Source organism: Streptomyces tritici (genome assembly GCF_048500665.1).
GTDB lineage: Bacteria > Actinomycetota > Actinomycetes > Streptomycetales > Streptomycetaceae > Streptomyces > Streptomyces tritici.
The window spans coordinates 3,845,316-3,870,000 of record NZ_CP183183.1 but is presented as its reverse complement, the minus strand read 5'-3'; the positions used below and the strand labels follow the sequence as shown (position 1 = coordinate 3,870,000).

23 protein-coding genes are annotated in these 24,685 nt (G+C 74.5%); 11 read left to right on the top strand and 12 right to left on the bottom strand.

The window, feature by feature from the left end; translation table 11 throughout:
• The first annotated feature begins 435 nt into the window (after positions 1-435).
• Complete coding sequence (gene trpS / locus ACNJ93_RS17980; protein WP_418958422.1) at positions 436-1,446, top strand: tryptophan--tRNA ligase; 1,011 nt, start codon at positions 436-438, stop codon at positions 1,444-1,446.
• Between the two features lie 64 nt (positions 1,447-1,510).
• Here trpS and ACNJ93_RS17975 read toward each other — a convergent pair whose 3' ends face one another.
• Positions 1,511-2,506, bottom strand: coding sequence for a GlxA family transcriptional regulator (locus ACNJ93_RS17975; RefSeq protein ID WP_418958421.1), 996 nt, complete (start codon positions 2,504-2,506; stop codon positions 1,511-1,513).
• A gap of 74 nt (positions 2,507-2,580) precedes the next feature.
• Here ACNJ93_RS17975 and ACNJ93_RS17970 point away from each other — a divergent pair, with 74 nt between their 5' ends.
• Positions 2,581-3,159, top strand: a complete 579-nt coding sequence (locus ACNJ93_RS17970) for a cysteine hydrolase family protein (protein WP_418958420.1) — start codon at positions 2,581-2,583, stop codon at positions 3,157-3,159.
• A 1-nt stretch (position 3,160) separates the two neighbouring features.
• Here ACNJ93_RS17970 and proC read toward each other — a convergent pair whose 3' ends face one another.
• From proC to ACNJ93_RS17945, 5 genes are all read right to left on the bottom strand, one after another.
• The gene (proC, locus tag ACNJ93_RS17965) at positions 3,161-3,970 is read right to left on the bottom strand and encodes a pyrroline-5-carboxylate reductase (RefSeq protein WP_418958419.1); all 810 of its coding nucleotides are present in this window, start codon (positions 3,968-3,970) and stop codon (positions 3,161-3,163) included.
• 144 nt (positions 3,971-4,114) lie between these two features.
• The gene (locus tag ACNJ93_RS17960; RefSeq protein ID WP_418958418.1) at positions 4,115-4,852 is read right to left on the bottom strand and encodes an ABC transporter permease; all 738 of its coding nucleotides are present in this window, start codon (positions 4,850-4,852) and stop codon (positions 4,115-4,117) included.
• Positions 4,849-5,736 (bottom strand): ABC transporter ATP-binding protein, encoded by an 888-nt coding sequence (locus ACNJ93_RS17955; RefSeq protein WP_418958417.1) that lies wholly within the window; start codon positions 5,734-5,736, stop codon positions 4,849-4,851. Before ACNJ93_RS17955 ends, ACNJ93_RS17960 begins: the two co-directional genes overlap by 4 nt.
• Positions 5,737-6,217: 481 nt before the next feature.
• Positions 6,218-6,751: a hypothetical protein gene (locus tag ACNJ93_RS17950; RefSeq protein WP_418958416.1), complete on the bottom strand. Its 534-nt coding sequence runs from the start codon at positions 6,749-6,751 to the stop codon at positions 6,218-6,220.
• Positions 6,752-6,789: 38 nt separating this feature from the next.
• Positions 6,790-7,050 carry an SH3 domain-containing protein gene (locus tag ACNJ93_RS17945; protein WP_418961449.1) on the bottom strand — a complete coding sequence of 87 codons (261 nt, stop codon included), beginning with the start codon at positions 7,048-7,050 and terminating at the stop codon, positions 6,790-6,792.
• A 178-nt stretch (positions 7,051-7,228) separates the two neighbouring features.
• Between ACNJ93_RS17945 and ACNJ93_RS17940 the strand changes: the two genes are divergently transcribed.
• A complete protein-coding gene (locus tag ACNJ93_RS17940) occupies positions 7,229-9,421 on the top strand; it encodes a protein kinase domain-containing protein (RefSeq protein WP_418958415.1) in 2,193 nt (730 codons plus the stop codon).
• Positions 9,422-9,516: 95 nt separating this feature from the next.
• Here the strand turns inward: ACNJ93_RS17940 and ilvD are convergent, their stop codons facing one another.
• The 4 genes from ilvD to ACNJ93_RS17920 all read right to left on the bottom strand — a co-directional run bounded on the left by ilvD (position 9,517) and on the right by ACNJ93_RS17920 (position 13,985).
• Positions 9,517-11,370, bottom strand: a complete 1,854-nt coding sequence (gene ilvD / locus ACNJ93_RS17935) for a dihydroxy-acid dehydratase (RefSeq protein WP_418958414.1) — start codon at positions 11,368-11,370, stop codon at positions 9,517-9,519.
• Positions 11,371-11,497: 127 nt separating this feature from the next.
• Positions 11,498-12,109, bottom strand: coding sequence for a TetR family transcriptional regulator (locus tag ACNJ93_RS17930; RefSeq protein WP_418958413.1), 612 nt, complete (start codon positions 12,107-12,109; stop codon positions 11,498-11,500).
• Positions 12,106-12,942 (bottom strand): sugar phosphate isomerase/epimerase family protein, encoded by an 837-nt coding sequence (locus ACNJ93_RS17925; RefSeq protein WP_418958412.1) that lies wholly within the window; start codon positions 12,940-12,942, stop codon positions 12,106-12,108. The genes ACNJ93_RS17930 and ACNJ93_RS17925 overlap by 4 nt, the downstream gene beginning before the upstream one ends.
• Positions 12,943-13,031: 89 nt before the next feature.
• Positions 13,032-13,985 (bottom strand): Ppx/GppA family phosphatase, encoded by a 954-nt coding sequence (locus ACNJ93_RS17920; protein ID WP_418958411.1) that lies wholly within the window; start codon positions 13,983-13,985, stop codon positions 13,032-13,034.
• A 124-nt stretch (positions 13,986-14,109) separates the two neighbouring features.
• Here ACNJ93_RS17920 and ACNJ93_RS17915 point away from each other — a divergent pair, with 124 nt between their 5' ends.
• The gene (locus ACNJ93_RS17915; RefSeq protein WP_418961448.1) at positions 14,110-14,916 is read left to right on the top strand and encodes a hypothetical protein; all 807 of its coding nucleotides are present in this window, start codon (positions 14,110-14,112) and stop codon (positions 14,914-14,916) included.
• A gap of 33 nt (positions 14,917-14,949) precedes the next feature.
• Here the strand turns inward: ACNJ93_RS17915 and ACNJ93_RS17910 are convergent, their stop codons facing one another.
• Positions 14,950-16,713, bottom strand: a complete 1,764-nt coding sequence (locus tag ACNJ93_RS17910) for a BACON domain-containing protein (RefSeq protein WP_418958410.1) — start codon at positions 16,711-16,713, stop codon at positions 14,950-14,952.
• A gap of 174 nt (positions 16,714-16,887) precedes the next feature.
• Between ACNJ93_RS17910 and radA the strand changes: the two genes are divergently transcribed.
• Positions 16,888-18,291: a DNA repair protein RadA gene (radA, locus tag ACNJ93_RS17905; RefSeq protein ID WP_418958409.1), complete on the top strand. Its 1,404-nt coding sequence runs from the start codon at positions 16,888-16,890 to the stop codon at positions 18,289-18,291.
• A 350-nt stretch (positions 18,292-18,641) separates the two neighbouring features.
• The gene (gene disA, locus ACNJ93_RS17900) at positions 18,642-19,700 is read left to right on the top strand and encodes a DNA integrity scanning diadenylate cyclase DisA (protein WP_418961447.1); all 1,059 of its coding nucleotides are present in this window, start codon (positions 18,642-18,644) and stop codon (positions 19,698-19,700) included.
• A 101-nt stretch (positions 19,701-19,801) separates the two neighbouring features.
• Here disA and ACNJ93_RS17895 read toward each other — a convergent pair whose 3' ends face one another.
• Complete coding sequence (locus ACNJ93_RS17895) at positions 19,802-20,599, bottom strand: hypothetical protein (protein ID WP_418958408.1); 798 nt, start codon at positions 20,597-20,599, stop codon at positions 19,802-19,804.
• Between the two features lie 195 nt (positions 20,600-20,794).
• Here ACNJ93_RS17895 and ACNJ93_RS17890 point away from each other — a divergent pair, with 195 nt between their 5' ends.
• The 5 genes from ACNJ93_RS17890 to cseB all read left to right on the top strand — a co-directional run bounded on the left by ACNJ93_RS17890 (position 20,795) and on the right by cseB (position 24,680).
• Entirely contained in the window at positions 20,795-21,439 is a 645-nt protein-coding gene (locus tag ACNJ93_RS17890; protein WP_418958407.1) for a phosphatase PAP2 family protein, read from the top strand.
• Positions 21,440-21,460: 21 nt separating this feature from the next.
• Positions 21,461-22,426: an A/G-specific adenine glycosylase gene (locus tag ACNJ93_RS17885; protein WP_418958406.1), complete on the top strand. Its 966-nt coding sequence runs from the start codon at positions 21,461-21,463 to the stop codon at positions 22,424-22,426.
• Positions 22,427-22,655: 229 nt separating this feature from the next.
• Positions 22,656-23,237, top strand: a complete 582-nt coding sequence (locus tag ACNJ93_RS17880; protein WP_418961446.1) for a SigE family RNA polymerase sigma factor — start codon at positions 22,656-22,658, stop codon at positions 23,235-23,237.
• 14 nt (positions 23,238-23,251) lie between these two features.
• The gene (locus ACNJ93_RS17875) at positions 23,252-23,914 is read left to right on the top strand and encodes a hypothetical protein (protein WP_418958405.1); all 663 of its coding nucleotides are present in this window, start codon (positions 23,252-23,254) and stop codon (positions 23,912-23,914) included.
• Positions 23,915-23,975: 61 nt separating this feature from the next.
• Entirely contained in the window at positions 23,976-24,680 is a 705-nt protein-coding gene (cseB, locus tag ACNJ93_RS17870; RefSeq protein ID WP_418958404.1) for a two-component system response regulator CseB, read from the top strand.
• Positions 24,681-24,685: the final 5 nt, after the last annotated feature.

Sequence of the window (24,685 nt, the reverse complement as noted above, 5' to 3'; positions counted from 1 at the left end):
CCGGCTGTTGGGCCGTTCCGACGAGTGAGACTTTAGCGGATTCCTTGCCGCCGACGCTAATCGGGCGGCGTGCGCTCAAACCTTCGAACGCGGATTCCTCATTTCGCAAAAACGCACGGAAAGCATGGCGATGCGATGAGGCAGCGCCTGCTGGTGGTGGATCTTGCGGAATGGCTGTCCGGGGCCGACCGGAGTCGGTGCTCACGTCGGACAACTCGGAGAACACTACGTGTCGGGAAATCGAGTGTCAACCCCCGCCCGGGGCGTACGCTTCTCGTGTGACTACGCACGCGCACACCACCCAGTGGTGGGCCGCCTGACGGCGGCCCTGCCTGCGCATGCAACCAGACGGCCGCCGCCTCGGCGGCCGTTCGTGTGTGCCCCTCCGGGGCCGGCCGCCGAGCCGGCGCCACGGAGAGAGGAAGCACCGAAGCCATGGACCTGAAGCGGACGCGGACGTTCAGTGGGGTCAAGCCGACCGGGCATCTGACGCTGGGCAACTACCTCGGGGCCGTACGGCGGTGGGTCGAGGTCGACCAGTACGCATCCGACGCGCTCTTCAGCGTCGTCGACCTGCACGCGCTGACCGTCGAGCACGACCCGGCCCGGATCCTGAGGCTCAGCCGGCAGGCGGCCACGCTGCTGCTGGCGTCCGGGCTGGATCCCGCCCTGTGCACCGTGTACGTCCAGAGCCACGTCGACGAGCACGCCCGGCTCTCGTACCTGTTGGAGTGCACGGCGACGGACGGCGAGCTGCGGCGGATGATCCAGTACAAGGAGAAGAGCGTCCGGGCGCGGGCGGCCGGGGACGGCGTACGGCTGTCGCTGCTCACGTATCCCGTGCTGATGGCGGCGGACATCCTCGCGTACGAGACGGACGAGGTGCCGGTCGGCGAGGACCAGCGGCAGCACGTGGAACTGGCGCGGGACCTGGCGGTACGGTTCAACCAGCGCTACGGGCACACCTTCACCGTGCCCCGGGCCACGCATCCGGCGGTGGCGGCGCGGGTGATGGACCTGCAGGACCCGAGTTCGAAGATGGGCAAGTCGCACGAGAGCGGCGCGGGGATCGTCTATCTGCTCGACGAGCCGGACGTGGTGCGGAAGAAGGTCATGCGCGCGGTGACCGACAGCGGGTCGGACGTCGCGTACGACAAGGAGAACCGGCCCGGGGTGGCCAACCTGCTCGACATCCTCGCCGCGGCGACGGACCGGGAGCCGGCGGCGGTGGCGGAGGAGTACACCTCGTACGGCTCGCTGAAGCGGGACACCGCGGACGCCGTCGTCGAACTGCTGCGGCCGGTGCGGGAGCGGCATGCGGAGCTGGCGGCGGATCCTGCGCAGGTGGACAAGGTGCTGCGCGAGGGCGCCGAGCGGGCTCGGGGCATGGCGCGGCCGGTGGTCGACCGAGCCTATCGGGCCATCGGGTTGCTGCCGGCCGTCTGAAGGGGGGCGGGGGCGGGGCGGGGTGCGTCCTGGGCCGGCCCGGCCCCGTTCCCCTTCTCGTTCCCTATGCCGTTCCTTGTTTCGGTGCCCTGGTGTTCGTCGGGCTGCGGAAGGCCGTGCGGTAGGCGCGGGGGCTCATCGAGAGGTGGGTCGCGAAGTGCTGGCGCATGGTGACCTCGCTGCCGAAGCCGACACGGCGGGCCACCTCGGGCAGGGGGTGGTCGGTCCGTTCGAGGAGTTTCTGGGCGGCGGCGACGCGCTGGGCGATGAGCCAGTGGACCGGGGTGGTGCCGGTGGTGGCCTGGAAGTGGCGGGCGAAGGTGCGGGCGGACATGCCGGCGCGGGCGGCGAGGCTCGCGACGGTGTGGGGTTCGTCCAGGTGGGCGAGGGCGTGGGCGCGTACGTCGGCGAGGGCGTCGGCGTCGCGGTCGGTGCGCGGGGTGGGGCGCTCGATGAACTGGGCCTGAGTGCCGGTGCGGAACGGGGCGGTGACCATGGCGCGGGCCACCGCCGCCGCGGCTTCCGCGCCGTGGGCGGTGCGGACGAGGTGGAGGCACAGGTCGATGCCGGCGGCGACTCCGGCGGAGGTCCAGAGGCCGGAGTCCTCGACGAAGAGGGCGTCAGGCTCGACGCGTACGCGCGGGTGGCGGGCCCGCAGGCGTTCGGCGAGGTGCCAGTGGGTGACCGCGCGGCGGTCGTCGAGGAGGCCGGCGCGGGCGAGGACGAAGGCGCCCGCGCACAGGGCGGCGACCGGGGTGCCGGCGGTGTGGGCGCGGCGCAGGGCGGCGAGGACGGGTTCGGGGACGTCGGCGTCGGGGTCCTCGACGCCGGGGACGACGACGAGGTCGGCGCGGTCGAGCCAGTCGAGGGCGCGGTCGGCGGTCAGGGCCAGGCCGCCGGTCAGCGGGATGGGGGCGGCGGGGTCGGGTGCGACGCGGCGGAGCTCGGCCGGCGGGACGCCGCGCGCGGCGCGGTCGACGCCCCAGACCTCCTGGACGACGGACAGGTCGAAGGCGCGGACGCCGGGGAAGGCGAGGACGGCGATGCGCTGCGTCGGCATGCTGGCAGTATCCCATCGATCACTGACGTATGGGCTCCTGGGACGGCGGGCCGGGCGGCGACAGGATCGGAGGCATGGAGATCTACGAGAACACCGCCCTGATCGTCGTCGACGTGCAGAAGGGCTTCGGGGACGCGTTCTGGGGGCGGCGGAACAATCCGGAGGCGGAGGCCCACATGGCCTCGCTGATCGACCGGTGGCAGGAGACCGGGCGGCCGATCGTCTTCGTCCGGCACGACTCGGCGCAGCCGAGGTCGCCGCTGGCGACGGGGACGGAGGGCAACGCCTTCCAGGACTTCGTCGCCGAGCGGCGCGGGAAGGGGTCCGGTCCCGAGCTGCTGGTGACGAAGTCGGTGAACTCGGCGTTCTACGGGGAGCCGGATCTGGACGCCTGGCTGAAGGGCGCCGGGATCCGGCAGGTCGTGATCGTGGGCATCCAGACGAACATGTGCAACGAGACGACCGCGCGGATGGGCGGGAACCTCGGCTACGACGTGCTGTTCCCGCTGGACGCGATGCACACCTTCGACCTGACCGGTCCGTTCGGCTGGTCGCAGTCGGCGGAGGAGCTGACCCGGGCGACGGCGGTGTCGCTGCACGGGGGGCGGTTCGCCCGGGTCGTGAGCACGCAGGACGTGCTGTCCGCCGCGTAGGTCAGCCGTTGCCGGAGGCCAGCTCGCGGCTGCGGTCGCGGGCGGCCTCCAGGGCGGCGATGAGGGCGGCGCGTACGCCGTGGTTCTCCAGCTCGCGGATGGCGCTGATGGTCGTACCGGCCGGGGAGGTCACGGCCTCGCGGAGCTTGACCGGGTGTTCGCCGCTGTCGCGGAGCATGACGGCGGCGCCGATGGCGGCCTGGACGATGAGGTCGTGGGCCTGGGCGCGGGGCAGGCCGAGGAGGATGCCGGCGTCGGTCATGGCCTCGACGAGGTAGTAGAAGTACGCCGGTCCGGAGCCCGACAGGGCGGTGGCGGCGTCCTGCTGGGACTCGGGGACGCGCAGGGTCTTGCCGACGCCGCCGAAGATCTCCTCCGTGTGGGCGAGGTGCTCGGAGGTGGCGTGGCTGCCGCCCGAGATCACGGACATGCCCTCGTCGACGAGGACGGGGGTGTTCGGCATGACGCGGACGACGGGGGTGCCGGCGGTCAGGCGCTCCTCGATGAAGGCCGTGGGGATGCCGGCGGCGGCGCTGATGACGAGCCGGTCGGCGGCGACGTGCGGGGCGAGTTCGTCGAGGAGCCGGCCCATGTCCTGGGGCTTGACGGCGAGGATGAGGGTGTCGGCGCGCTTGGCGGCGTCGGCGTTGGAGACCGCCTCGACGCCGTAGCGGTCGTGCAGTTCGGCGGCGCGCTCGGAGCGGCGGGCGGTGACGAGCAGGTTGGCGGGGCGCCAGCCGGCGCGGATCATGCCGCTGAGGAGCGCTTCACCGATCTTGCCGGTGCCGAGGACTGCGACGGTCTGGGTCATGGCTCTGTTCACCTCGCCGGAGGGGGTACGTGTCGCCATCCTCGCACCGGCCCGGGCGTGGCGGCCGACGTGTCCGAGGGGCGGTCACGCGCTTTCCGGTCGCGGGTTTCCCGGTCAGGCGTTTCCCGGTCACGCGCCTTCCGGTCACGCGGTGCGGCGGCGGAGGGTCGCCGCGCCGAGGCCGAGGACGAGGACGGCGCAGCCGGCGACGACGAGGGCGTCGCGGACGAAGTCGGCGGTCATGTCGGTGTGGCGCAGGACCTGGTTCATGCCGTCGACGGCGTACGACATGGGGAGCGCGTCCGAGATGCCTTCGAGGACGGGGTGCATCCGGTCGCGCGGGGTGAACAGGCCGCACAGCAGCAGCTGCGGGAAGATCACGGCCGGCATGAACTGGACGGCCTGGAACTCGGACGCCGCGAAGGCGGAGACGAACAGCCCGAGGGCGGTGCCGAGGAGCGCGTCGAGCAGGGCGACCAGGAGCAGCAGCCAGGGCGAGCCGACGACGTCGAGGCCGAGGAGCCACAGGGCGAGGCCGGTGGCGAGGGCGGACTGGACGACGGCGAGGAGCCCGAAGGCGAGGGCGTAGCCGGCGATGAGGTCGCCCTTGGCCAGGGGCAGGGCCAGGAGGCGTTCGAGGGTGCCGGAGGTGCGTTCGCGCAGGGTGGCGATGGAGGTCACCAGGAACATCGTGATCAGCGGGAAGATCCCGAGCAGCGAGGCGCCGACGTTGTCGAAGGTCCGCGGGCTGCCGTCGAAGACGTAGCGGAGCAGGACGAGCATCAGGCACGGGACCAGGAGCATCAGGGCGATCGAGCGCGGGTCGTGGCGGAGCTGGCGCAGGACGCGGGCGGCGGTGGCGAGGGTGCGGTCGGTGCTCACGGCTGCTCCTGCGGTGCGGGGTGGTCGGCGGCCCGGGGGTCGGGGGCCGGTACGGGATGGTCGGCGGCCCGGTTCGCGGTGGCCGCGCGGGCGTTCGCGGTGGCCGCGCGGGCGTTCGCGGCGTCGACGAGGCGGAGGAAGGCGCCTTCGACGGTGGGGGTGTCGTTGCGCCGGCGGAGGGCCTCGGGGGTGTCCTCGGCGAGGATCTCGCCCTCGCGCATGAGGAGCAGCCGGTGGCAGCGCTCGGCCTCGTCCATGACGTGGGAGGAGACGAGGAGGGTGGCGCCCCGGTCGGCGGCGATGCGGTGGAAGAGGTCCCACAGGTCACGGCGGAGGACGGGGTCGAGGCCCACGGTGGGTTCGTCGAGCACGAGGAGCTCGGGGGCGCCGAGGAGGGCGACGGCGAGGGAGACGCGGCTGCGCTGGCCGCCGGAGAGCCGGCCGGCGAGGTGGCCCGCGTGGTCGGCGAGGTCGACGTCGCCGAGGGCGCGCTCGACGGCGGCTCGGCGTTCGTCGCGGCGGGCGCGGCCGGGGAGCAGGACGGAGGCGAAGTAGTCGAGGTTCTGGCGGACGGTGAGGTCGTCGTAGACGGACGGCTGCTGGGTGACGTAGCCGATGCGGGAGCGCAGGGCGGCGTCGCCGGCGGGACGGCCGAGGACGTCGAGGGTGCCGGTGACCTCGGCCTGCGTGCCGACGACGGCCCGCATGAGGGTGGTCTTGCCGCAGCCGGAGGGGCCGAGGAGGCCGGTGATGCGTCCGGCGGGGACGGTGAAGTCGACGCCGCGCAGGACGGTGCGGTCGCCGCGTACGACGGTGAGCCCGCGGGCGGTGATCGCGCCGGAGGGCGGGGGCGGGGGCGGCTCGTCGCCGGTTTTATTCATCATGCGATGAATAGTGCGCGCGGCGGGGGAAGGCGTCAAGGTCCGGGGAGGGGCGCGGGGGCGGGAGAGGCGTCGAACCCGGGAAGGGCCTCGAAGACCGGAAGGCCGCCGGGATCCGGGAGGCCATCGAGGTCCGGGGAGGGCCGTCGGGATCCGGGAGGCCGTCGGGATCCGAGGAGGGGCGACGGGATGGGAGGGGCGACGGGATCCGGGGAGGGGCGACGAAGTTCGGGAGGCCGTCAGAGGCCCCGGGAGGCCGTCGAAGCCCCGGGAGGCCGCCAGAGGCCGGGAGTGCCTGGAAGTTCGGAAGGCCATCAGAGGCCGGGAGTGCCCTGAAGTTCGGACGGCCGTCGGAGGCCGGGAGAGGCGTCGCGCCCGGGCGGGAAGGGCCGCGCGGCCGCGGAAGGGCCTCAAGGGCCGGAACAGCGAAGCGGACGGCCCCTCCAGAGAAGAGGGCGTCCGCTCAGGGGCTTACTGGGGGGCGCTATCGGCGCTTGGGCTTTGGTTTGCGGCGGGTGGAGGGGTTGCCGGTGCGGGAGGAGCGGCGCTTCTCGTACTGGGCGAGGGCCTTCTCGTACTCCGTGCGGCGGAGTTTCTCGCCGGGGGCCTCGCTGAAGGTGCGGAAGAAGTAGGCGAGCAGCGAGCCGATGAAGCCGATGGCCTTCAGGCTGCGCAGCGAGTCCTCGCGGGCCGGGTCGTCGGGGCGGCGGGAGAAGCCCTCCCACGTCTTGCGGAAGGCGATGGCGCTGCAGACGGCGAACATGACGACGACGAGGACGTTGACGAAGCCGCCTACCTGGGCGACCTCGAGCCCCTGGTACGCGAACCGCAGCACGAAGCACCCGGCGGCCGCGGCGAGCAGCGCGCCGAGCCCCACGGCGGCACGGCGCAGCCCGTAGTGCCCGTCGTGCTCCACCCAGGTCGTCCCGAAGAACCGGATCTCCTCGGGGCGGGGGCCGGGGCTGCTGTTCTCAGGGCCGGTGCCGGTGCCGGTACCGGTGCGGTCGTCGTCGCTCACGGGATCGATTATCCCCGTGAGCGACGGCGGACGGCGGATCAGGAGCAGCGCGGGGCGACGTAGCCGTCGCTGCCGGTCTTCACGTACGCGTCCGAGACGAACTCGCCGTCCGCGATGTTGTCCCAGAGGTTCGTGGTCCCGTACGGCCCGGTGATCCACTCGCCGGGCGTCTGGCAGTAGATCGGCACCGACGCGCCGAGCGGCAGCGTGCGGACGATGCGGTACTTGGTGCCCGGGCCGGAGCGGACGTTCACGCGGTAGCCCGGAGCGATCGGATAGCGCAGGGTCGACGCCGTCATGGCGGACAGCTCCGCGGACGCGGACTCGTCGACGGACTCGTCAATGGACATGGTGGATCCCCCCGTTCGGATGACGCGCGCAGGCTACCAAGCCATGTCCGGAATCGATGCCTCATGACATAGGCTCCGTGCGTCGTGCGCGCGCACGATTCGACGGGGAATCACACGGGGTGGGGCGATGCCACCGTTGCGCAGGACCGGCGTCGGCCGGGAAGCGGAAGATCCTGAGTACGCGGGTGAGTACCGGCTCGGGGCCTGTCTCGGGTCCGGCGGCATGGGCGTCGTCCATCTGGCGCGGTCCGCCTCCGGGTTGAGGCTCGCGGTCAAGGTCGTCCACGAGAGCCACGCGTCGGACCCGGAGTTCCGGGCCCGGTTCCGCCAGGAGGTCGCCGCGGCGCGGCGGGTCAGCGGCGCGTTCACCGCGCCTGTGGTCGACGCGGACCCGGACGCGGCGCGGCCGTGGATGGCCACCCTGTACGTGCCCGGGCCCACGCTCGCCGAACAGGTCAGGCGCAGCGGCCCGTTGAGCCCCGCCGAGCTGCGCCGGCTGACCGCCGGGCTCGCCGAGGCGCTGCGCGACATCCACCGCGCGGGCGTGGTGCACCGGGACCTCAAGCCGGGCAACGTGCTGCTGACGGACACCGGGCCGAAGGTCATCGACTTCGGGATCTCCCGCCCGTCGGACAGCGATGTGCGCACGGAGACGGGGAAGTTGATCGGCTCGCCGCCGTTCATGGCGCCCGAGCAGTTCCAGCGGCCGCGCGAGGTCGGTCCGGCGGCGGACGTGTTCGCGCTCGGGTCGGTGCTGGTGCACGCGGCGACCGGGACCGGGCCGTTCGACTCGGACAGCCCGTACATCGTGGCGTACCAGGTCGTCCACGACGAGCCCGATCTGTCGGGCGTGCCCGAGGAGCTGGCGCCGCTCGTCGCGCGCTGTCTGGCGAAGGAGCCGGCCGACCGGCCCACGCCGGACGAGATCATGGCGGCGCTGCAGCCGCCGTCGTACGAGGCGGCGGCGTTCATACCCGCCCAGCGCCGGCCGTCGTCCCGCTCGGGCACGCCGACGCTGGGGCTCCGTCCCGCGGGCTCCGATCCAGCCGGCTCCGATGCGACCCGCCCCGATCCGGCCCGCCCCGATCCGGCCGACACCGTCGGGCCCTCGGACCGCTCGCCCACCCGGGCCCTGCGCCGGCGCCGCCGGCCGGTGGGCCTCGTCGCCGCGGCGGTCGTCGTCGCGCTGGCGGGCGGGGCGTTCGCCGTGTGGCCGGAGGGCGGCGAGCGCCCGCAACGGCCGCAGCGGACGTCCGCGGCGAAGCCGGTCGGCTCGTGGGCGACGCCGCTGAACCAGGCCGGCGACGCGGCTCCCGCCTGCTCCGCGGGCCCGGACGGTGCCGTGTACTGCGCCGCGCGCGGGACCGGCGCCGCCCGGCTCGACCCCGCGTCCGGCGCGGTCGTCTGGTCCCGTCCGGAGCGGACGGGGGCGGTGGCGGCGCCGGTGCACTCCGCGGGGAGCGTGGGCGCGGCCGTCGGCGAGGACGGCGGCCGGTTCGTGACCTACGACGCGGAAAGCGGCCGTCCCGGCTGGAGCACCGCCGTCCCGGACGGCGGCAGCGTCCACCCGGCCGGTGACACCCTGCTGCTCGGCTCCCGTTCCGGCTCCGTGACCGCCGTCGACACGCGGACCGGCGAGCGGCTCTGGCGGCGTGCGCTGCCCGGGCACCGGGCCCCGCTGGTCGGCCCGTACGACGCGTCCACCGGCGTGGTGCACGTCTTCGAGGAGACGGCGGACGGCAGGCACACGGTGGTCAGCGGCGTACGGGCCCGGACGGGCGAGACCGTCCACAGCAAGCGGCTCGCGGGCCGCCTCGAACCGTTCGGCGTCGGCGGCGCGGACGGGGGCGGCGTGCTGTTCCTGCTGGCGCGCGGCCTCGACACGCGGGCCGAGGCGGTCGTGCGGTACGACCCGGCGTCCGGCGGCGCCGAGCGCGTGCCGCTGCCGTTCCGGCTGGAGGAGCCGAAGGCCGTGGTGACGGGCGACGTCGTCCATCTGCTGACGCGCGCCGGGACGCTCGTGGCCGTGGACACGGCGGAGCGCCGGACGCTCTGGCAGCTGGAGACGGCCGCCGGCCGCGTCTCCGCGCCGGTGCCGGGCCACGACCGGCTGTACTTCTCGGCGGCGGACGGGCGGCTGATCGCGGTCGACACGGCGCGCGGGGTGCTCCTCGGGCAGACCGAGCCCCGGCTGCGCGGCGGACGGCTCGGCCACGCGGCCTCCGTGCCCGCCCCCGTGGTGCTCGGCCCCCGGGTCGTCGCCACCGCCCCCGACGGGTCCGCCTTCGCCGTGGACGGGGCCGACCCGGGCCGGTGGTGAGCCGGGCCGGGTGAGCCGGCCGTTGGCGAGCCGGCCGGTGACACGGCGGCGGGGCCTGGACGGTCACCCCGTCCAGGCCCCGCCGCCGTCTCGCGTCAGCCGAGCTTCGTCACGTCGCGGACCGCGCCCTTGTCGGCGCTCGTGGCCATCGCGGCGTAGGCGCGGAGGGCCGCGGAGACCTTGCGGGTGCGGTTCTTCGGGGCGTAGACGCCGCCGAGGGCCTCGCGGCGCGCGGCCAGTTCCTCGTCGGGGACGAGGAGTTCGATCGAGCGGGACGGGATGTCGATGCGGATGCGGTCGCCGTCCTCGACGAGCGCGATCGTGCCGCCGGACGCCGCCTCCGGGGAGGCGTGGCCGATGGAGAGGCCCGAGGTGCCGCCGGAGAAGCGGCCGTCGGTGACCAGGGCGCACACCTTGCCCAGGCCGCGGCCCTTCAGGTACGAGGTCGGGTAGAGCATCTCCTGCATGCCGGGGCCGCCCTTGGGGCCCTCGTAGCGGATGACGACGACGTCGCCCTCCTTGACCTGCTGGGTCAGGATCTTCTGCACGGCCTCGTCCTGCGACTCGCAGACGACCGCCGGGCCCTCGAAGGTCCAGATCGACTCGTCGACGCCGGCCGTCTTCACGACGCAGCCGTCGACCGCGAGGTTGCCGCGCAGCACCGCCAGGCCGCCGTCCTTCGAGTACGCGTGGGCCACGTCGCGGATGCAGCCGCCGGCCGCGTCCGTGTCGAGGGACTCCCAGCGCTCGGACTGCGAGAAGGCGGTGGCGGAGCGCTTGCAGCCGGGGGCCGCGTGCCACAGCTCGACGGACTCCGGCGTCGGGGAGCCGCCGCGGACGTCCCAGGCGGTCAGCCACTCCTTCAGCGAGGCGGAGTGCACCGCGTGCACGTCCTCGTTGAGCAGCCCGCCGCGGTACAGCTCGCCGAGGATCGCCGGGATGCCGCCGGCGCGGTGCACGTCCTCCATGTAGTACGTGCCGCCGGGGGCGACGTTCGGGGCGACCTTGGCCAGGCAGGGCACCCGGCGCGAGACGGCGTCCATGTCGGCCAGGCCGTAGTCCGCCTCGGCCTCCTGGGCGGCGGCGAGGAGGTGCAGGATCGTGTTGGTGGAGCCGCCCATGGCGATGTCGAGGGCCATGGCGTTCTCGAAGGCGGCGCGGGTGGCGATGTTGCGCGGCAGGACGGAGGCGTCGTCCTCCTCGTAGTACCGCTTGGTCAGCTCGACGACGGTGCGGCCGGCCCGCTCGTACAGCTCCTTGCGGGCGGTGTGCGTGGCGAGCAGGGAGCCGTTGCCCGGCAGGGACAGGCCGATGGCCTCGGTCAGGCAGTTCATCGAGTTGGCGGTGAACATGCCGGAACAGGAGCCGCAGGTCGGACAGGCGTTCTCCTCGATGCGGAGGATGTCCTCGTCGGAGACCTTCTCGTTCACGGCCTCGGACATCGCGTCGACCAGGTCGAGCGTGCGGACCGTGCCGTCGACGAGGGTGGCCTTGCCGGCCTCCATCGGGCCGCCGGAGACGAAGACCGTCGGGATGTCGAGGCGCAGCGCGGCCATCAGCATGCCGGGAGTGATCTTGTCGCAGTTGGAGATGCAGATCAGGGCGTCGGCGCAGTGCGCCTCGACCATGTACTCGACGCTGTCCGCGATCAGGTCGCGGGAGGGCAGCGAGTAGAGCATGCCGCCGTGGCCCATCGCGATGCCGTCGTCGACGGCGATGGTGTTGAACTCGCGCGGGATGCCGCCCGCCTCGGCGATCGCCTCGGAGACGATCCGGCCGACGGGCGAGAGGTGGGTGTGGCCGGGCACGAACTCGGTGAAGGAGTTGGCGACGGCGATGATGGGCTTCCGGCCGATGTCCGCGCCCGGTACACCGGAGGCGCGCATAAGGGCGCGGGCGCCCGCCATGTTGCGGCCGTGGGTGACTGTGCGGGACCTCAGCTCGGGCATCGTCGCTCGCTCCTCAGTGATGGGTGTGCTTGTTGTCGAGCGTACGCTCCGGCTCCAAGATCTGGACATGGCGTCCGTATGGCGGACGGTGTGTTCAGGTTTCGGGCAGCCGCGCGGGCGGCGGTCGTCACGCTTCCGTCAGATAGCGCTGCAGCGTCGGGGCGACCAGCTTCACGATCTCCTCCGTGTCCACCGACGCCAGCGGCTCCGCCTTGATGACGTACCGCAGGATCGCGATGCCGATCATGTGCGAGGCCGCCAGCTCCGCGCGGAACGTCGGGTCCGGCACGTCCAGCTCCGAGGCGACCCGCTCCAGCAGCCTGCGCAGCACGAAACCGCGCAGCACCTTCGCGGCGGCCTCGTACGTGAGCGCCGAGCGGATGATCGCGAGCAGGGGGGCGCGGGTGGCGGGGTTCTCCCAGACGCCGATGAAGTACCTGGCCAGGCGCTCGCCGATGCCCTCGGCGCCCGCGCCCAGGATGGCCGGGACGGCGAGCGCCGGTTCGAAGGAGACCTCGATCGCCGCCGCGAAGACCTCGTCCTTGGTGCCGAAGTAGTGGTGCACGAGGGCCGCGTCGACGCCTGCGGCCTTGGCGATGCCGCGCATCGAGGCCTTGTCGTAGCCGCGCTCGGCGAACTGCGTCCGCGCCGCCTCCAGGATCCGTTCACGCGCCCCGGGGCCGCTGTCGTCGCCGGTACGGGAGGGGCGGCCGCGCCGGCGCGGGGCGGGCTCGGTCATGAGCGGGGCGTCTGGAAGGGCCGGGCGGTCGCGGAGGCGAGGTGGAGCCGGGTGAAGGCCAGCGCCTCGGCGAGGTCGGCCTCGCGTTCGGCGGCGGACATCGCGCGCCGGGTGTTGACCTCGATGACGACGTGGCCGTCGAAGCCGGTCGCCGCCAGGCGCTCCAGGACCTCGGCGCACGGCTGCGTGCCGCGCCCGGGCACGAGGTGCTCGTCCTTGGCGGAACCGCGGCCGTCGGCGAGGTGGACGTGGCCGAGCCGGCCGCCCATGCGGTCGACCATGGCCAGGGCGTCGGTGCGGGCGGTCGCGGTGTGCGAGAGGTCGATCGTGTAGTGGCGGTAGTCGTCCTTGGTGACGTCCCACTCGGGGGCGTACGCGAGCATCTCGCGGTCGCGGTAGCGCCAGGGGTACATGTTCTCGACGGCGAACCGTACGTCCGTCTCGTCGGCCATCCGCCAGATGCCGGTGACGAAGTCGCGCGCGTACTGGCGCTGCCAGCGGAACGGCGGGTGCACGACGACGGTGGACGCGCCGAGCTTCTCGGCGGCGGCCTGGGCGCGCTGGAGCTTGACCCAGGGGTCGGTGGACCAGACGCGCTGGGTGATCAGCAGGCAGGGGGCGTGCACGGCCAGGATCGGGACCTGGTGGTGGTCGGAGAGCCGGCGCAGCGCCTCGATGTCCTGGCTGACCGGGTCGGTCCACACCATGACCTCGACGCCGTCGTAGCCGAGGCGCGCGGCCACGTCGAAGGCCGTCGCCGTCGACTCCGGGTAGACCGAGGCCGTCGACAGGGCGACCTTCGCGTCCGGGACGCGCACCACTGGTTCTGCCACGAGGGACAGCGTACGGGGCGGCCCCGGGCGACGGGGAGCCGGTTCCGGCCACCCGGCCCTCCGCTCGCGCCGCGCGCCGCCCCGTCCCGTCACGCCTCCGTCGGCAGCGGGCCCATCGCGGGAAGGTGGTCCAGGCGGCGGAGGATGACGCCCTCGCGCAGGGCCCAGGGGCAGATCTCCAGGGTGTCGACGCCGAACAGGTCCATCGCGCCCTCCGCGACGAGCGCGCCCGCGAGCAGCTGCGGGGCGCGGCCCTCCGAGACGCCGGGCAGGGCGGCGCGCTCGCCGGCGGACATGGCGGCCAGCCGGGGCACCCACTCCTCCAGGGCGGCGCGGCCGAGGATGCGCTGTACATACAGGCCCTCGCCGGAGCCGGGCGCGCCGGCGATCCGGGCGAGCTGCTTGAAGGTCTTGGACGTGGCGACCACGTGGTCGGGCTTGCCGAAGCGGGCGAACTCGCCGACGGTACGGGCGATCTCGGCGCGCACATGGCGGCGCAGGGCGCGGACGTCGTCGGTGTCGGGCGGGTCGCCCGGCAGCCAGCCCGCGGTCAGCCGGCCCGCGCCCAGCGGCAGCGACACCGCCGCGTCGGGCTCCTCGTCGATGCCGTACGCGACCTCCAGGGAGCCGCCGCCGATGTCGAGCAGGAACAGCTTGCCGGCGGACCAGCCGAACCAGCGGCGGGCGGCCAGGAACGTGAGCCGGGCCTCCTCGTCGCCGGTGAGGACCTGGAGGTCGATCCCGGTCTCCTCCTTGACCCGGGCGAGCACGGCGTCCGCGTTGGTCGCCTCGCGCACCGCGGACGTGGCGAACGGCAGCACTTCCTCGCAGCCCTTGTCCTCGGCGGCGTGCAGCGCCCCGGCGACCGTGGCGATGAGCCGCTCGACACCGGCCGGGGCGATCGCGCCCTGCGCGTCGAGCAGCTCCGCCAGGCGCAGCTCCGCCTTGTGGGAGTGGGCGGGCAGCGGGCGGGCGCCGGGGTGGGCGTCCACCACCAGCAGGTGCACTGTGTTCGAACCGACGTCGAGGACTCCGAGTCTCATGGGCGGAACGCTACTGCGCCGGGCGCATACGCTTGGGGTTGTGCCAAAGACGAAAAAGGCGAAGCAGGGCAAAGGCAGCGCCGCGGCCGGCAAGCCCCCGAAGACGACCGCCGAGGAGCCGCGCGTGGTGAAGGCCCCCAAGGGCGGCGCGAAGCGCGCCGCCGAGCCGGACGAGAAGGGCCTGGACTTCCCTCGCGCCTGGGTCGAGTTCCCGGACCCGGCGGACGACGAGCAGGTCTTCCGCTGCGACCTGACGTGGCTGACCTCCCGCTGGACCTGCGTCTTCGGCAGCGGCTGCCAGGGCATCCAGGCGGGCCGCGCCGACGACGGCTGTTGCACGCTGGGCGCGCACTTCTCCGACGAGGAGGACGAGCAGCGGGTCGCCTCGTACGTGGACCGGCTGACCCCGGAGCTGTGGCAGTTCCACGGCGTCGGCACGGAGACCGGCTGGGTGCAGCTCGACGAGGACGGCGAGCGGCAGACCCGGCGCTGGGAGGGCTCATGCATCTTCCAGAACCGGCCCGGCTTCGCCGGCGGCGCGGGCTGCTCGCTGCACATCCTGGCCCTGAAGGAGGGCCGCGAGCCGCTGGAGACCAAGCCGGACGTCTGCTGGCAGCTGCCGGTGCGGCGCACGTACGACTGGATCGACCGGCCCGACGACACCCGCGTGCTGCAGGTGTCGATCGGCGAGTACGACCGCCGGGGCTGGGGCCCGGGCGGTCACGACCTGCACTGGTGGTGCACCTCGGCGACGTCGGCGCACGGCGCGGGCGAGCCGGTGTACGTGACGTACCGCCCGGAGCTGACGGAGCTGATGGGCAAGGAGGCGTACGAGGTGCTGGCCGGGCTGTGCGAGGCGCGGCTCGCCTCGCACCTGCCGCTGGTGGCGCCGCACCCGGCGGACCCGGTGGCGGAGCAGCCGGCGCCGTAGCCGGACGGGATCCCCGGACGGGCCCGGCGGGCCCTACGAGCCCGGCGCCGGGTCGCCCGTGCCGTTCCCGCCGTCCGGCGGCGGGTTCTCCGACGGGGCGCCGCCGTCGGGCGGGTCCGTCGGGGACGGGTCGGACGGGCCGGGGTCCGTCGGCGTGGGGCCGGTCGGGCCGGGGTCCGTGGGGCCCGGATCGGTCGGGGCCGGGTCCGTCGGGGTCGGGTCCGGGTCCGGCGAGGTCGGCGGGGGCGTGGACGGGCCGGGGCCCGGGTCCGTGGGGCCGGGGTCGGTCGGGCCGGGGTCCGTGGCGCCGTACCCGTCGATGCGCAGGACAGCCCCGGACGGCTGGACGCCGACCCGGGCGCTCCACGCGCCGGACGGCTCGCGCGCGTGGTCGACCTTGATGTACACCGTCGCCGACTCGCCGGGGCCGAGCGTGCCGGAGGCCCGGCTGACGTACAGCCAGGACGCGTCGGTCCACAGCGACCAGCCGACGGGCGAGCCGCCCGCGTTGGTGAGGGTGAGCACGGTCGTGTCGCCGGCGGAGTGCGCGGCGACGGCGAGCCGGCCGGGAGCGGCCTGGCCGGGAGCGGCGGGCACGGACGGGGCCCCGGGGTCGACGATCTCGACGGAGACGTCCGGGGAGCGGCTGCCGCGGGTGAACCGCGGCTGCGGGCGGGTACTGGCGTTGCCCGCGTTCTCGTAGCGGTCGTACCCGGGGTCGCCGGGGCGGCCCTCGCCCTGCTCGTCCTCGCGGGCGCTGACCGCGTCGCCGCCGCGGCCCTCCCCCGTCAGCGGCGCGCCCCGGTACGCCGCCCACAGCGCGAGCACCGGCGCGGCGACGACCGCGGCGACCACCGTGGTGGTCACCGCGCGGGCCCGCATCCGGTCGCGCCGGGCCGCGTGGTCCTTGGGGTCCAGCGGGAAGCCGGTGGGGCCGAACCGCGGGGCCCCGGCCCGGGCGCGCGGCACGTGCAGCATCGCCACGTACGTGGCCGCGCGCGGCGCCTCGACCAGGGGCAGCCGGGCCGGGGTGACGGTGGCGCCCGGCCACGGGGCGGCCGCTCCGGCGCGTTCGGCGACCCGGCGGCAGCGCGGGCAGTCGTCGACGTGCCGGACCAGCTCCGTGCGCAGGGCGGCGGAGAGCAGGACCTGGTGGTCGTCGGTGAGCCGGGCGACGGTCGGGCAGCTGCCGGTCTCGACGACGGCGAGTGCGGCCCGGGTGCGCTCGACCTCGCAGGCGGCGGAGGCCAGCAGCTCGCGGGCGGCGAGGGCGTCCAGGCCGAGGACGGAGGCGACCTGGTCGCGGCTGAGGCCGTGCCGGACGGCGAGCTCCAGGGCCTCGCGCTGCTCCGGCGTGGTGCCGGCCGCCTCCGGCCAGGCGAGCCGGGCCAGTTCGGCGCGGCGGCGCTCGGCGACGTCCGGGGGGAGGCGCGGCTCGCGGGCCGGGACGGTGGCGGGGCGGCCGGTGTGCGCGCCCTGCCGCCGGCCGCGCTGCTCGGCGAGGCTGCGCAGACAGGCCCAGCGGGCCAGCGCGTACAGCCAGGCCGTGCGTCCCTCCTCGTCGTCGGGACAGCGGGCGTGCCGCCGTTCGGCGACGGCCAGCACGTCGCCGAGGACCGCGGTGGCCGTGTCGTGGTCGTGGAGCACGGAGAGGCAGTACGTGAACAGGCCGTCGAGGTACGCCTCGTAACTGGCGGGCGGGCGCTGGCCGAGCGTGCGGGGGCCGTGGTCGTCGCGCCGGTGCGCCCGGTGTGCGCCGGTGGTGTGGGTGGGGGGTTCCAGCCTGCTGCTCGTCACCCGGCGACCGTAGGCAGTGCGCCGCGGGCTGTTCGTACCTCTTGAACACTTTTAATTCTTACGGGTGAACGTATCCCTCAAAAGGGGACACGAGTCCGTCACCGGGCGCCGGGCGGGGCGCCGGCGTCCGCGGCCCGGCCCGCGTTGTCGGTGCCTCCCGTTACGGTGTCGCTCATGGCTGCCCGTACGAAATCCGGCAAGGACCGGCCGTCCTACCGCTGCACCGAGTGCGGCTGGACGACCGTCAAATGGCTCGGCCGCTGCCCCGAGTGCCAGGCGTGGGGCACGGTCGAGGAGTACGGCGCGCCCGCCGTCCGCACGACCGCCGCCGGCCGGGTGTCCACGGCCGCGCTGCCCATCGGCCAGGTCGACGGCCGGCAGGCCACGGCCCGCTCGACCGGGGTGGACGAGCTGGACCGGGTGCTGGGCGGAGGCCTGGTGCCGGGGGCGGTGGTGCTGCTCGCCGGCGAGCCGGGCGTCGGCAAGTCCACGCTGCTGCTCGACGTCGCCGCGAAGGCGGCGAACGAGGAGCACCGCACGCTGTACGTGACGGGCGAGGAGTCCGCGAGCCAGGTCCGGCTGCGGGCCGACCGCATCGGCGCGCTCAGCGAGCACCTCTACCTGGCCGCGGAGACGGACCTGTCGGCCGTGCTCGGGCATCTGGACGAGGTCAAGCCCTCGCTGCTGGTCCTGGACTCGGTGCAGACCGTCGCCTCGCCCGAGATCGACGGTGCGCCGGGCGGCATGGCGCAGGTCCGCGAGGTCGCCGGCGCGCTGATCCGGGCGTCCAAGGAACGGGGCATGTCGACGCTGCTCGTCGGCCATGTGACGAAGGACGGCGCGATCGCCGGTCCCCGGCTGCTGGAGCACCTGGTCGACGTGGTGCTGCACTTCGAGGGCGACCGGCATGCCCGGCTGCGCCTGGTGCGCGGGGTGAAGAACCGGTACGGGGCGACGGACGAGGTCGGCTGCTTCGAGCTGCACGACGAGGGGATCACGGGCCTGGCCGACCCGTCGGGGCTGTTCCTGACCCGGCGCGCCGAGCCGGTGCCGGGCACCTGCCTCACCGTCACGCTGGAGGGCCGCCGCCCGCTGGTCGCGGAGGTGCAGGCGCTGACGGTGGACTCGCAGATCCCGTCGCCGCGCCGGACGACCTCGGGCCTGGAGACCTCCCGGGTCTCGATGATGCTGGCGGTCCTGGAGCAGCGCGGCCGGATCAGCGCGCTGGGCAAGCGGGACATCTACTCGGCGACGGTGGGCGGCGTGAAGCTGTCCGAGCCCGCGGCCGACCTGGCGATCGCGCTGGCGCTGGCCTCGGCGGCCAGTGACACCCCGCTGCCGAAGAACCTGGTCGCGATCGGCGAGGTCGGGCTGGCGGGCGAGGTCCGCCGGGTGACCGGCGTGCAGCGCCGCCTCGCCGAGGCGCACCGCCTGGGCTTCACGCACGCGCTCGTGCCGGGCGACCCGGGGAAGGTGCCGCCGGGCATGAAGGTGCTGGAGGTGGCCGATATGGGCGACGCGCTGCGCGTGCTGCCGCGCAGCCGCCGCGCCCCGAAGGCGGAGGAGCCGTCGGGCTGACGACGGCCGGCACCGGACGAGCGGGCGGACGAGCGGGCTGACGGCGTCCCGCGGCGGACGGGGCGGACGGCCGGCGGACGGTGGCGCCCGCGCCCCGGCGGCTCGGGCGGGGCGGCTCGGGCGGGGCGGCTCGGCCGGCGCGGCGCGGCGGACGGGCCGGGCGGGCGTTCGAGCGGGGTTCCGTACGGGAGGGCCGGGGCATGACCCGCGTACGGACGGGGCAGGGCTTCGCGCGGGCGAATCCGCGCACCGGGAACCGGGCCGGGGCGGGGTCGCTAGACTTTGCCCTGGTCTCGCCCATCCGTACGAGCCGGAGGAGTGCAGTGGCAGCCAAGGACAACGAGGCACTGATGCGTGCGTCGCTCAGTGCCGTCGCCCCCGGCACCGCCCTCCGTGACGGCCTGGAGCGCATTCTGCGCGGCAATACGGGCGGACTCATCGTCCTCGGCATGGACAAGACGGTCGAGTCGATGTGCACCGGCGGTTTCGTCATCGACGTCGAGTTCACCGCCACCCGCCTGCGCGAGCTGTGCAAGCTCGACGGCGCGCTCGTCCTCGACAAGGACATCAGCAAGATCCTGCGGGCCGGCGTCCAGCTCGTCCCGGACGCCTCCATCCCGACCGAGGAGACCGGCACCCGGCACCGCACCGCCGACCGGGTCTCCAAGCAGTGCGGCTTCCCGGTCGTCTCCGTCTCCCAGTCGATGCGCCTGATCGCGCTGTACGTGGACGGCGAGCGCCGCGTCCTGGAGGAGTCGGCGGCGATCCTGTCCCGCGCGAACCAGGCCCTGGCGACGCTGGAGCGGTACAAGCTCCGGCTCGACGAGGTGGCCGGCACGCTCTCCGCCCTGGAGATCGAGGACCTGGTGACCGTCCGGGACGTCACCGCGGTCGCGCAGCGCCTGGAGATGGTCCGCCGGATCGCCACCGAGATCGCCGAGTACGTGGTCGAGCTCGGCACCGACGGCCGGCTGCTGTCGCTCCAGCTCGACGAGCTGATCGCGGGCGTGGAGCCGGAGCGCGAGCTGGTCGTCCGCGACTACGTGCCCGAGCCGACGGCCAAGCGTTCGCGCACGGTCGCCGAGGCGCTGACCGAGCTGGACGCGCTCAGCCACGCCGAGCTGCTCGAACTGCCCATCGTGGCCAGGGCCCTGGGCTACACCGGCTCGCCCGAGACGCTGGACTCGGCGGTCTCGCCGCGCGGTTACCGGCTGCTCGCGAAGGTGCCGCGACTGCCCGGCGCGATCATCGAGCGGCTGGTGGAGCACTTCGGCGGGCTGCAGAAGCTGCTCGCCGCCAGCGTGGACGACCTGCAGACCGTGGACGGCGTCGGCGAGGCCCGGGCGCGCAGCGTCCGCGAGGGCCTGTCCCGGCTCGCCGAGTCCTCGATCCTGGAGCGGTACGTCTAGGACCGGCACGGCCCCGGATGGACCGGCCCGGCATGGGACCGCCCCGGGGGGAACCGGCCCGGCCGGGGCTTCCGCGTCCGGCCGGAAGGGCTCGTTCCGTTTCAGTCCTTCGCCAGTGTGAAGGACGCCGGGAGCACCTGCGCCCCCGGGAAGACCGCCTCGACCAGGTACGTGCCCGGGCCTGCCGCACCGCCCTGCGGGGTCGCGCATCCCGGGGCGCTGGGCCGCCGGTCCCACTCCACCGCGTAGGTCGCCGAGCCGCCCGCCGGGACCCGCAGCAGCACGCTGCCGGCGGGGCGCGGGCAGTCCTTCGAGGACCACACCGCGTCGTCCTGCGCGTCGCTGATCGTCAGCACCGCCGTCCTCGGCCCGAAGTCGGCCTTGCACGTGACGGACGAGGTGTTGCGGGCGATCAGCTCGAAGCGGGGCTTCTCCCCCTGCTCGTACGAGACTTTGATGCTGCGCAGCGCCAACTTCAGTGCGCCGGCAGCGCAGTTGGGCAGCGGGGAGTCGGCCGGAACCTGCTGCGCCGCGCCGGAGCCGCCCGTGCCGCCCGAACCGGCCGTCGTGTCACCGTTCTTGGCGTCGCCCCCGCCGCTGGAGCCGGAATCCTGGCCGCCCGTGCCCGCGCCGCCGTCCGCGCCCGCGTCGCCCGACTCGTCGCGCCCGCCCGGCTGTTCGGAGATGGCGGGCCCGGAGGAGGACGGTCCGGGGGTGATGGAGGGCACGGGAGTGGCGCCGTTGGCACCGTCGTTCGTCTTCTTCCCGCCGCCGTCACCGGAACCGACGGCCCAGACGACCAGGGCCGTCAACAGGGCGATCAGGCACAGCGCGACGGCCCTCCGTCGCCAGTAGATGGAGGAGGGAAGCGGACCGACCGGATTGCGCAGAGATCCCACGGCACGAACCTTACGAGAGTTCGGGCCCAACTCCCGCCCTCCATGCCGCCCGAGAGGCAGTTTTTGCCGATGATCACATCCCGGGGAGCGACCTGGGGGGAGGCCGCGGGCCGCTCGCCCCCCACTTTCGTCAGGGGCGGTTCCCGACCTTCGCCCCGGGTGCCGGGCGGGGGCCCACGCCTAGCGTCGGCGCCCATGGACCAGAACCTCTACCTCGACATCCTCGACCACGCCCGCGGCACCCCGCACTGGCTCCAGCAGCTGGCCGAACTCTGGACGGAGGCCGGACTGCTGGTGTTCGCGGCGCTGTTCCTCGCCGGCTGGTGGCGCGCCCGCGCCGCCGGCGCGCGGACCATGGCCCTGGCGCTGCTCGCCCCGCTCGCCACCGCCTGCGGCTACGCCGTCAGCGAGGCGCTGAAGACCGTCTTCGACGAGGAGCGGCCCTGCCGGGCGGTCGCCGGCGCGCCCGCGCCGCTGGTGGAGTGCCCGCCGACCGGCGACTGGTCGTTCCCGAGCAACCACGCGGCCATCGCCGGTGCCGCGGCCGTGGCGCTCGCCCTTGCGTGGCGCGGGACGCTGTGGCTGACCGCGCCGCTCGCGCTGCTGATGGCGTACTCGCGGGTCTTCGTCGGCGTGCACTACCCGCACGACGTGGCGGCCGGGCTGCTGCTCGGCGGGGCCGTCGCATACGCCGCCGTGCGCGCCTGGACGCGGCCGGCCACGGCCCTCGTGGGCACCGCCCGGGCCGGACGCTCGGCGGCCGTGCTGTGGTGCGCGGGGCGCGGACCCCGGCAGCGCGCCACCGTGCGCCCCGGGGGCGTGCGGGACCGGTCCCGCTGAACGTGCCAGGATCGGAAGGCCATGACTTCCACCGACGCCTCCGCCCCCGCGCCCCTGTCCGCCGCCGACCCCGCGGAGCCCGCGCGGGCCTCCGCGACCGAGCCCCGGCCCGATCCGGCCGCCCTGCACCTGCCCGTCCTCGCGTGGTTCGACCAGAACGCCCGCGACCTGCCCTGGCGGCGGCCGGAGGCCGGGGCCTGGGGCGTCATGGTCAGCGAGTTCATGCTCCAGCAGACCCCGGTCGTCCGGGTCCTGCCGGTGTACGAGCAGTGGCTGGCCCGCTGGCCCCGCCCCGCGGACCTGGCCGCCGAGGCCCCCGGCGAGGCCGTGCGCGCCTGGGGCCGGCTCGGCTACCCGCGCCGCGCGCTGCGGCTGCACGGCGCGGCCGTGGCCATAACGGAGCGGCACGGCGGGGACGTCCCGAGCGACCACGCGCAGCTGCTCGCACTGCCGGGGATCGGCGAGTACACCGCGGCGGCGGTGGCCTCGTTCGCGTACGGGCAGCGGCATCCGGTCCTGGACACCAACGTCCGCCGGGTCCTCGCCCGGGCGGCGACCGGCGTCCAGTACCCGCCGAACGCCACCACCGCGGCCGAGCGCCGGCTCGCCCGCGCCCTGCTCCCGGACGACGACGGCACCGCGGCGCGCTGGGCGGCGGCCTCGATGGAGCTGGGCGCGCTGGTGTGCACGGCGAAGAACGAGGACTGCGGGCGCTGCCCCATCGCCGGCGCCTGCGCCTGGCGGCTGGCGGGGAAGCCGGCCCACGACGGGCCGCCCCGCCGGGGCCAGACGTACGCGGGCACCGACCGGCAGGTGCGGGGCAAGCTGCTGGCCGTGCTGCGCGAGGCGGTCGGGCCCGTGCCGCAGGCGCGGCTGGACGCGGTGTGGGACGAGCCGGTGCAGCGCGCCCGGGCGCTGGACGGGCTGGTCGCGGACGGGCTCGTGGAGCCGCTGCCGGACGGTCTGTACCGGCTGCCGCTGACCTGAGCCGCACCCGCTGCCGGCCGGAGGCACCCCGCCGCGCCCGACTCGCGGCGGGCCCGCGCAGGAGGCGAACCGGAGCCCCTACCCCCGAATCGCTGTTACAAAACCGATGGACAGCCGTGCGTCCGCCGACGGCTCCCTCGGACAGCCCCGTGACAACCGCTCCGTAGCGTCCTCGGCGTACGGAAAACGGGTGGTCACGGGGATGATCCGGGGAATGGAGGCGGTTCGGATGGCGCACGGCGAGGTGCTCGACTTCGAGGAGTACGTCCGCACACGGCAGGACGCCCTGCTGCGCAGCGCCCGCCGGCTCGTGCCCGACCCGGTGGAGGCGCAGGACCTGCTGCAGACCGCCCTGGTCCGCACGTACGGCCGTTGGGACGGAATCGCGGACAAGTCGCTCGCCGACGCCTATCTTCGCCGGGTGATGATCAACACCCGCACCGAGTGGTGGCGTGCCCGCAAGCTGGAGGAGGTGCCCACCGAGGTGCTGCCCGACGACGCGTCCGTCGACGACGCGACCGAGCAGCACGCGGACCGGGCCCTGCTCATGGACGTCCTCAAGATCCTCGCGCCCAAGCAGCGCAGCGTCGTCGTGCTGCGCCACTGGGAACAGATGAGCACGGAGGAGACCGCCGCGGCGCTGGGCATGTCGACCGGTACGGTGAAGAGCACGCTCCACCGCGCCCTGGCGCGGCTGCGCCAGGAGCTGGAGAACCGGTCCGCCGAGAGCGAGGTCCGGATCCCGGCCCAGCGCGCCGGGGAGCGTTCCGACCGACGCGACGAACGGGGGCAGGAGCGGTGCGCGGCGTAGGGCTCCGGCCCTCAGTGACCGGCGCGGGCGGGACGGCGAGGCCGTCCCTGCTCGCGTCCGCCGGTGTGGTGACGGCCCTGGCCGTGCTGCTGGCCGGCTGCTCGACCGGGGGCACCGGCTCCCGCGACGAGGGCGCCGCGCGCGCCGACTCCAGCGCTCCCAGCTCCGTGGACTCCCCCGCGCCGTCCGCCGGCGCCGGGTACGCCACGGACCGGCCGGACCCGATCGAGCTGCTGAAGGCCGATCCGAAGCTCGGCGCCCGGGTGAAGGAGAGCCTGAAGCCCTGCGCCGCGGACGCCTACCCGGTGGACACCTCGTACGGGAACGTGACCGGCGGGTCCGGGCCCGACGTGGTCGTGAACGTGATGACCTGCGGGGACGCGGTCGGCATCGGCACGTACGTGTACCGCAGGGCCGCCGCGGACAAGGAGTACCAGAACGTCTTCATGGCCGAGGACGCGGCCGTGTACGCGACGATCGACCGGGGCGACCTGATCGTCACCAAGCAGATCTACGCCAAGGGCGACCCGGTCGCGTACCCCTCGGGCGAGGACGTGCTGACCTACCGCTGGACGGGCAACAAGTTCGTCCAGACCGACTGGGTGCACAACGAGTACAGCAAGGCGGTCGGCGACGGCGGGATCGACGGCCCGGCGACGGCCGCCCCCAGCAACTGATCCACCCCTGCCTGCCCGCCGGCGGGCGGACGAGAACGAACGAGGACCGAGGGAACGCGCGATGGCCGAGACCCATGTGCTGTTCGTCGAGGACGACGACGTCATCCGCGAGGCCACCCAGCTCGCCCTGGAGCGGGACGGCTTCCGGGTGACCGCCGTGCCCGACGGGCTGGCGGGGCTCGACGCCTTCCGGGCGCAGCGGCCGGACATCGCGCTGCTCGACGTGATGCTGCCGGGGATGGACGGGGTCAGCCTGTGCCGGCGGATCCGCGACGAGTCGACCGTGCCGGTGATCATGCTGTCGGCGCGGGCCGACTCGATCGACGTGGTGCTCGGCCTGGAGGCCGGCGCCGACGACTACGTCACCAAGCCCTTCGACGGCGCCGTGCTGATGGCCCGGATCCGCGCGGTGCTGCGCCGCTTCGGGCACGCCGGCGGGGCGGGGGCCGGCGCGGCGGACGGCGACGGGGCGGCCGAGGGCGGGGTACTGGTCTTCGGCGACCTGCAGGTCGACACGGACGGCATGGAGGTCCGGCGGGACGGCGCCCCGGTGTCGCTGACGCCGACCGAGATGCGGCTGCTCCTTGAGTTCTCGTCCGCGCCGGGCACGGTGCTCTCCCGGGACAAGCTCCTGGAGCGGGTCTGGGACTACGGCTGGGGCGGCGACACCCGCGTCGTGGACGTCCATGTGCAGCGGCTGCGCACCAAGATCGGCCAGGACCGGATCGAGACGGTCCGCGGCTTCGGCTACAAGCTCAGGGCATGAGGCGG

What these genes read in the sequence shown, in the direction of transcription:
- ilvD (WP_418958414.1), bottom strand. Translation starts at nt 11,370, where the DNA reads ATGCCCGAGCTGAGGTCCCGCACAGTCACCCACGGCCGCAACATGGCG.
- proC (WP_418958419.1), bottom strand. Translation starts at nt 3,970, where the DNA reads ATGACCCAGACCGTCGCAGTCCTCGGCACCGGCAAGATCGGTGAAGCG.
- ACNJ93_RS17885 (WP_418958406.1), top strand. Translation starts at nt 21,461, where the DNA reads ATGACTTCCACCGACGCCTCCGCCCCCGCGCCCCTGTCCGCCGCCGAC.
- ACNJ93_RS17930 (WP_418958413.1), bottom strand. Translation starts at nt 12,109, where the DNA reads ATGACCGAGCCCGCCCCGCGCCGGCGCGGCCGCCCCTCCCGTACCGGC.
- ACNJ93_RS17945 (WP_418961449.1), bottom strand. Translation starts at nt 7,050, where the DNA reads ATGACGGCGTCGACCCTGCGCTATCCGATCGCTCCGGGCTACCGCGTG.
- disA (WP_418961447.1), top strand. Translation starts at nt 18,642, where the DNA reads ATGCGTGCGTCGCTCAGTGCCGTCGCCCCCGGCACCGCCCTCCGTGAC.
- ACNJ93_RS17880 (WP_418961446.1), top strand. Translation starts at nt 22,656, where the DNA reads ATGGCGCACGGCGAGGTGCTCGACTTCGAGGAGTACGTCCGCACACGG.
- ACNJ93_RS17970 (WP_418958420.1), top strand. Translation starts at nt 2,581, where the DNA reads ATGGAGATCTACGAGAACACCGCCCTGATCGTCGTCGACGTGCAGAAG.
- cseB (WP_418958404.1), top strand. Translation starts at nt 23,976, where the DNA reads ATGGCCGAGACCCATGTGCTGTTCGTCGAGGACGACGACGTCATCCGC.
- ACNJ93_RS17940 (WP_418958415.1), top strand. Translation starts at nt 7,229, where the DNA reads ATGCCACCGTTGCGCAGGACCGGCGTCGGCCGGGAAGCGGAAGATCCT.
- radA (WP_418958409.1), top strand. Translation starts at nt 16,888, where the DNA reads ATGGCTGCCCGTACGAAATCCGGCAAGGACCGGCCGTCCTACCGCTGC.
- ACNJ93_RS17890 (WP_418958407.1), top strand. Translation starts at nt 20,795, where the DNA reads ATGGACCAGAACCTCTACCTCGACATCCTCGACCACGCCCGCGGCACC.
- ACNJ93_RS17920 (WP_418958411.1), bottom strand. Translation starts at nt 13,985, where the DNA reads ATGAGACTCGGAGTCCTCGACGTCGGTTCGAACACAGTGCACCTGCTG.
- ACNJ93_RS17975 (WP_418958421.1), bottom strand. Translation starts at nt 2,506, where the DNA reads ATGCCGACGCAGCGCATCGCCGTCCTCGCCTTCCCCGGCGTCCGCGCC.
- ACNJ93_RS17955 (WP_418958417.1), bottom strand. Translation starts at nt 5,736, where the DNA reads ATGATGAATAAAACCGGCGACGAGCCGCCCCCGCCCCCGCCCTCCGGC.
- trpS (WP_418958422.1), top strand. Translation starts at nt 436, where the DNA reads ATGGACCTGAAGCGGACGCGGACGTTCAGTGGGGTCAAGCCGACCGGG.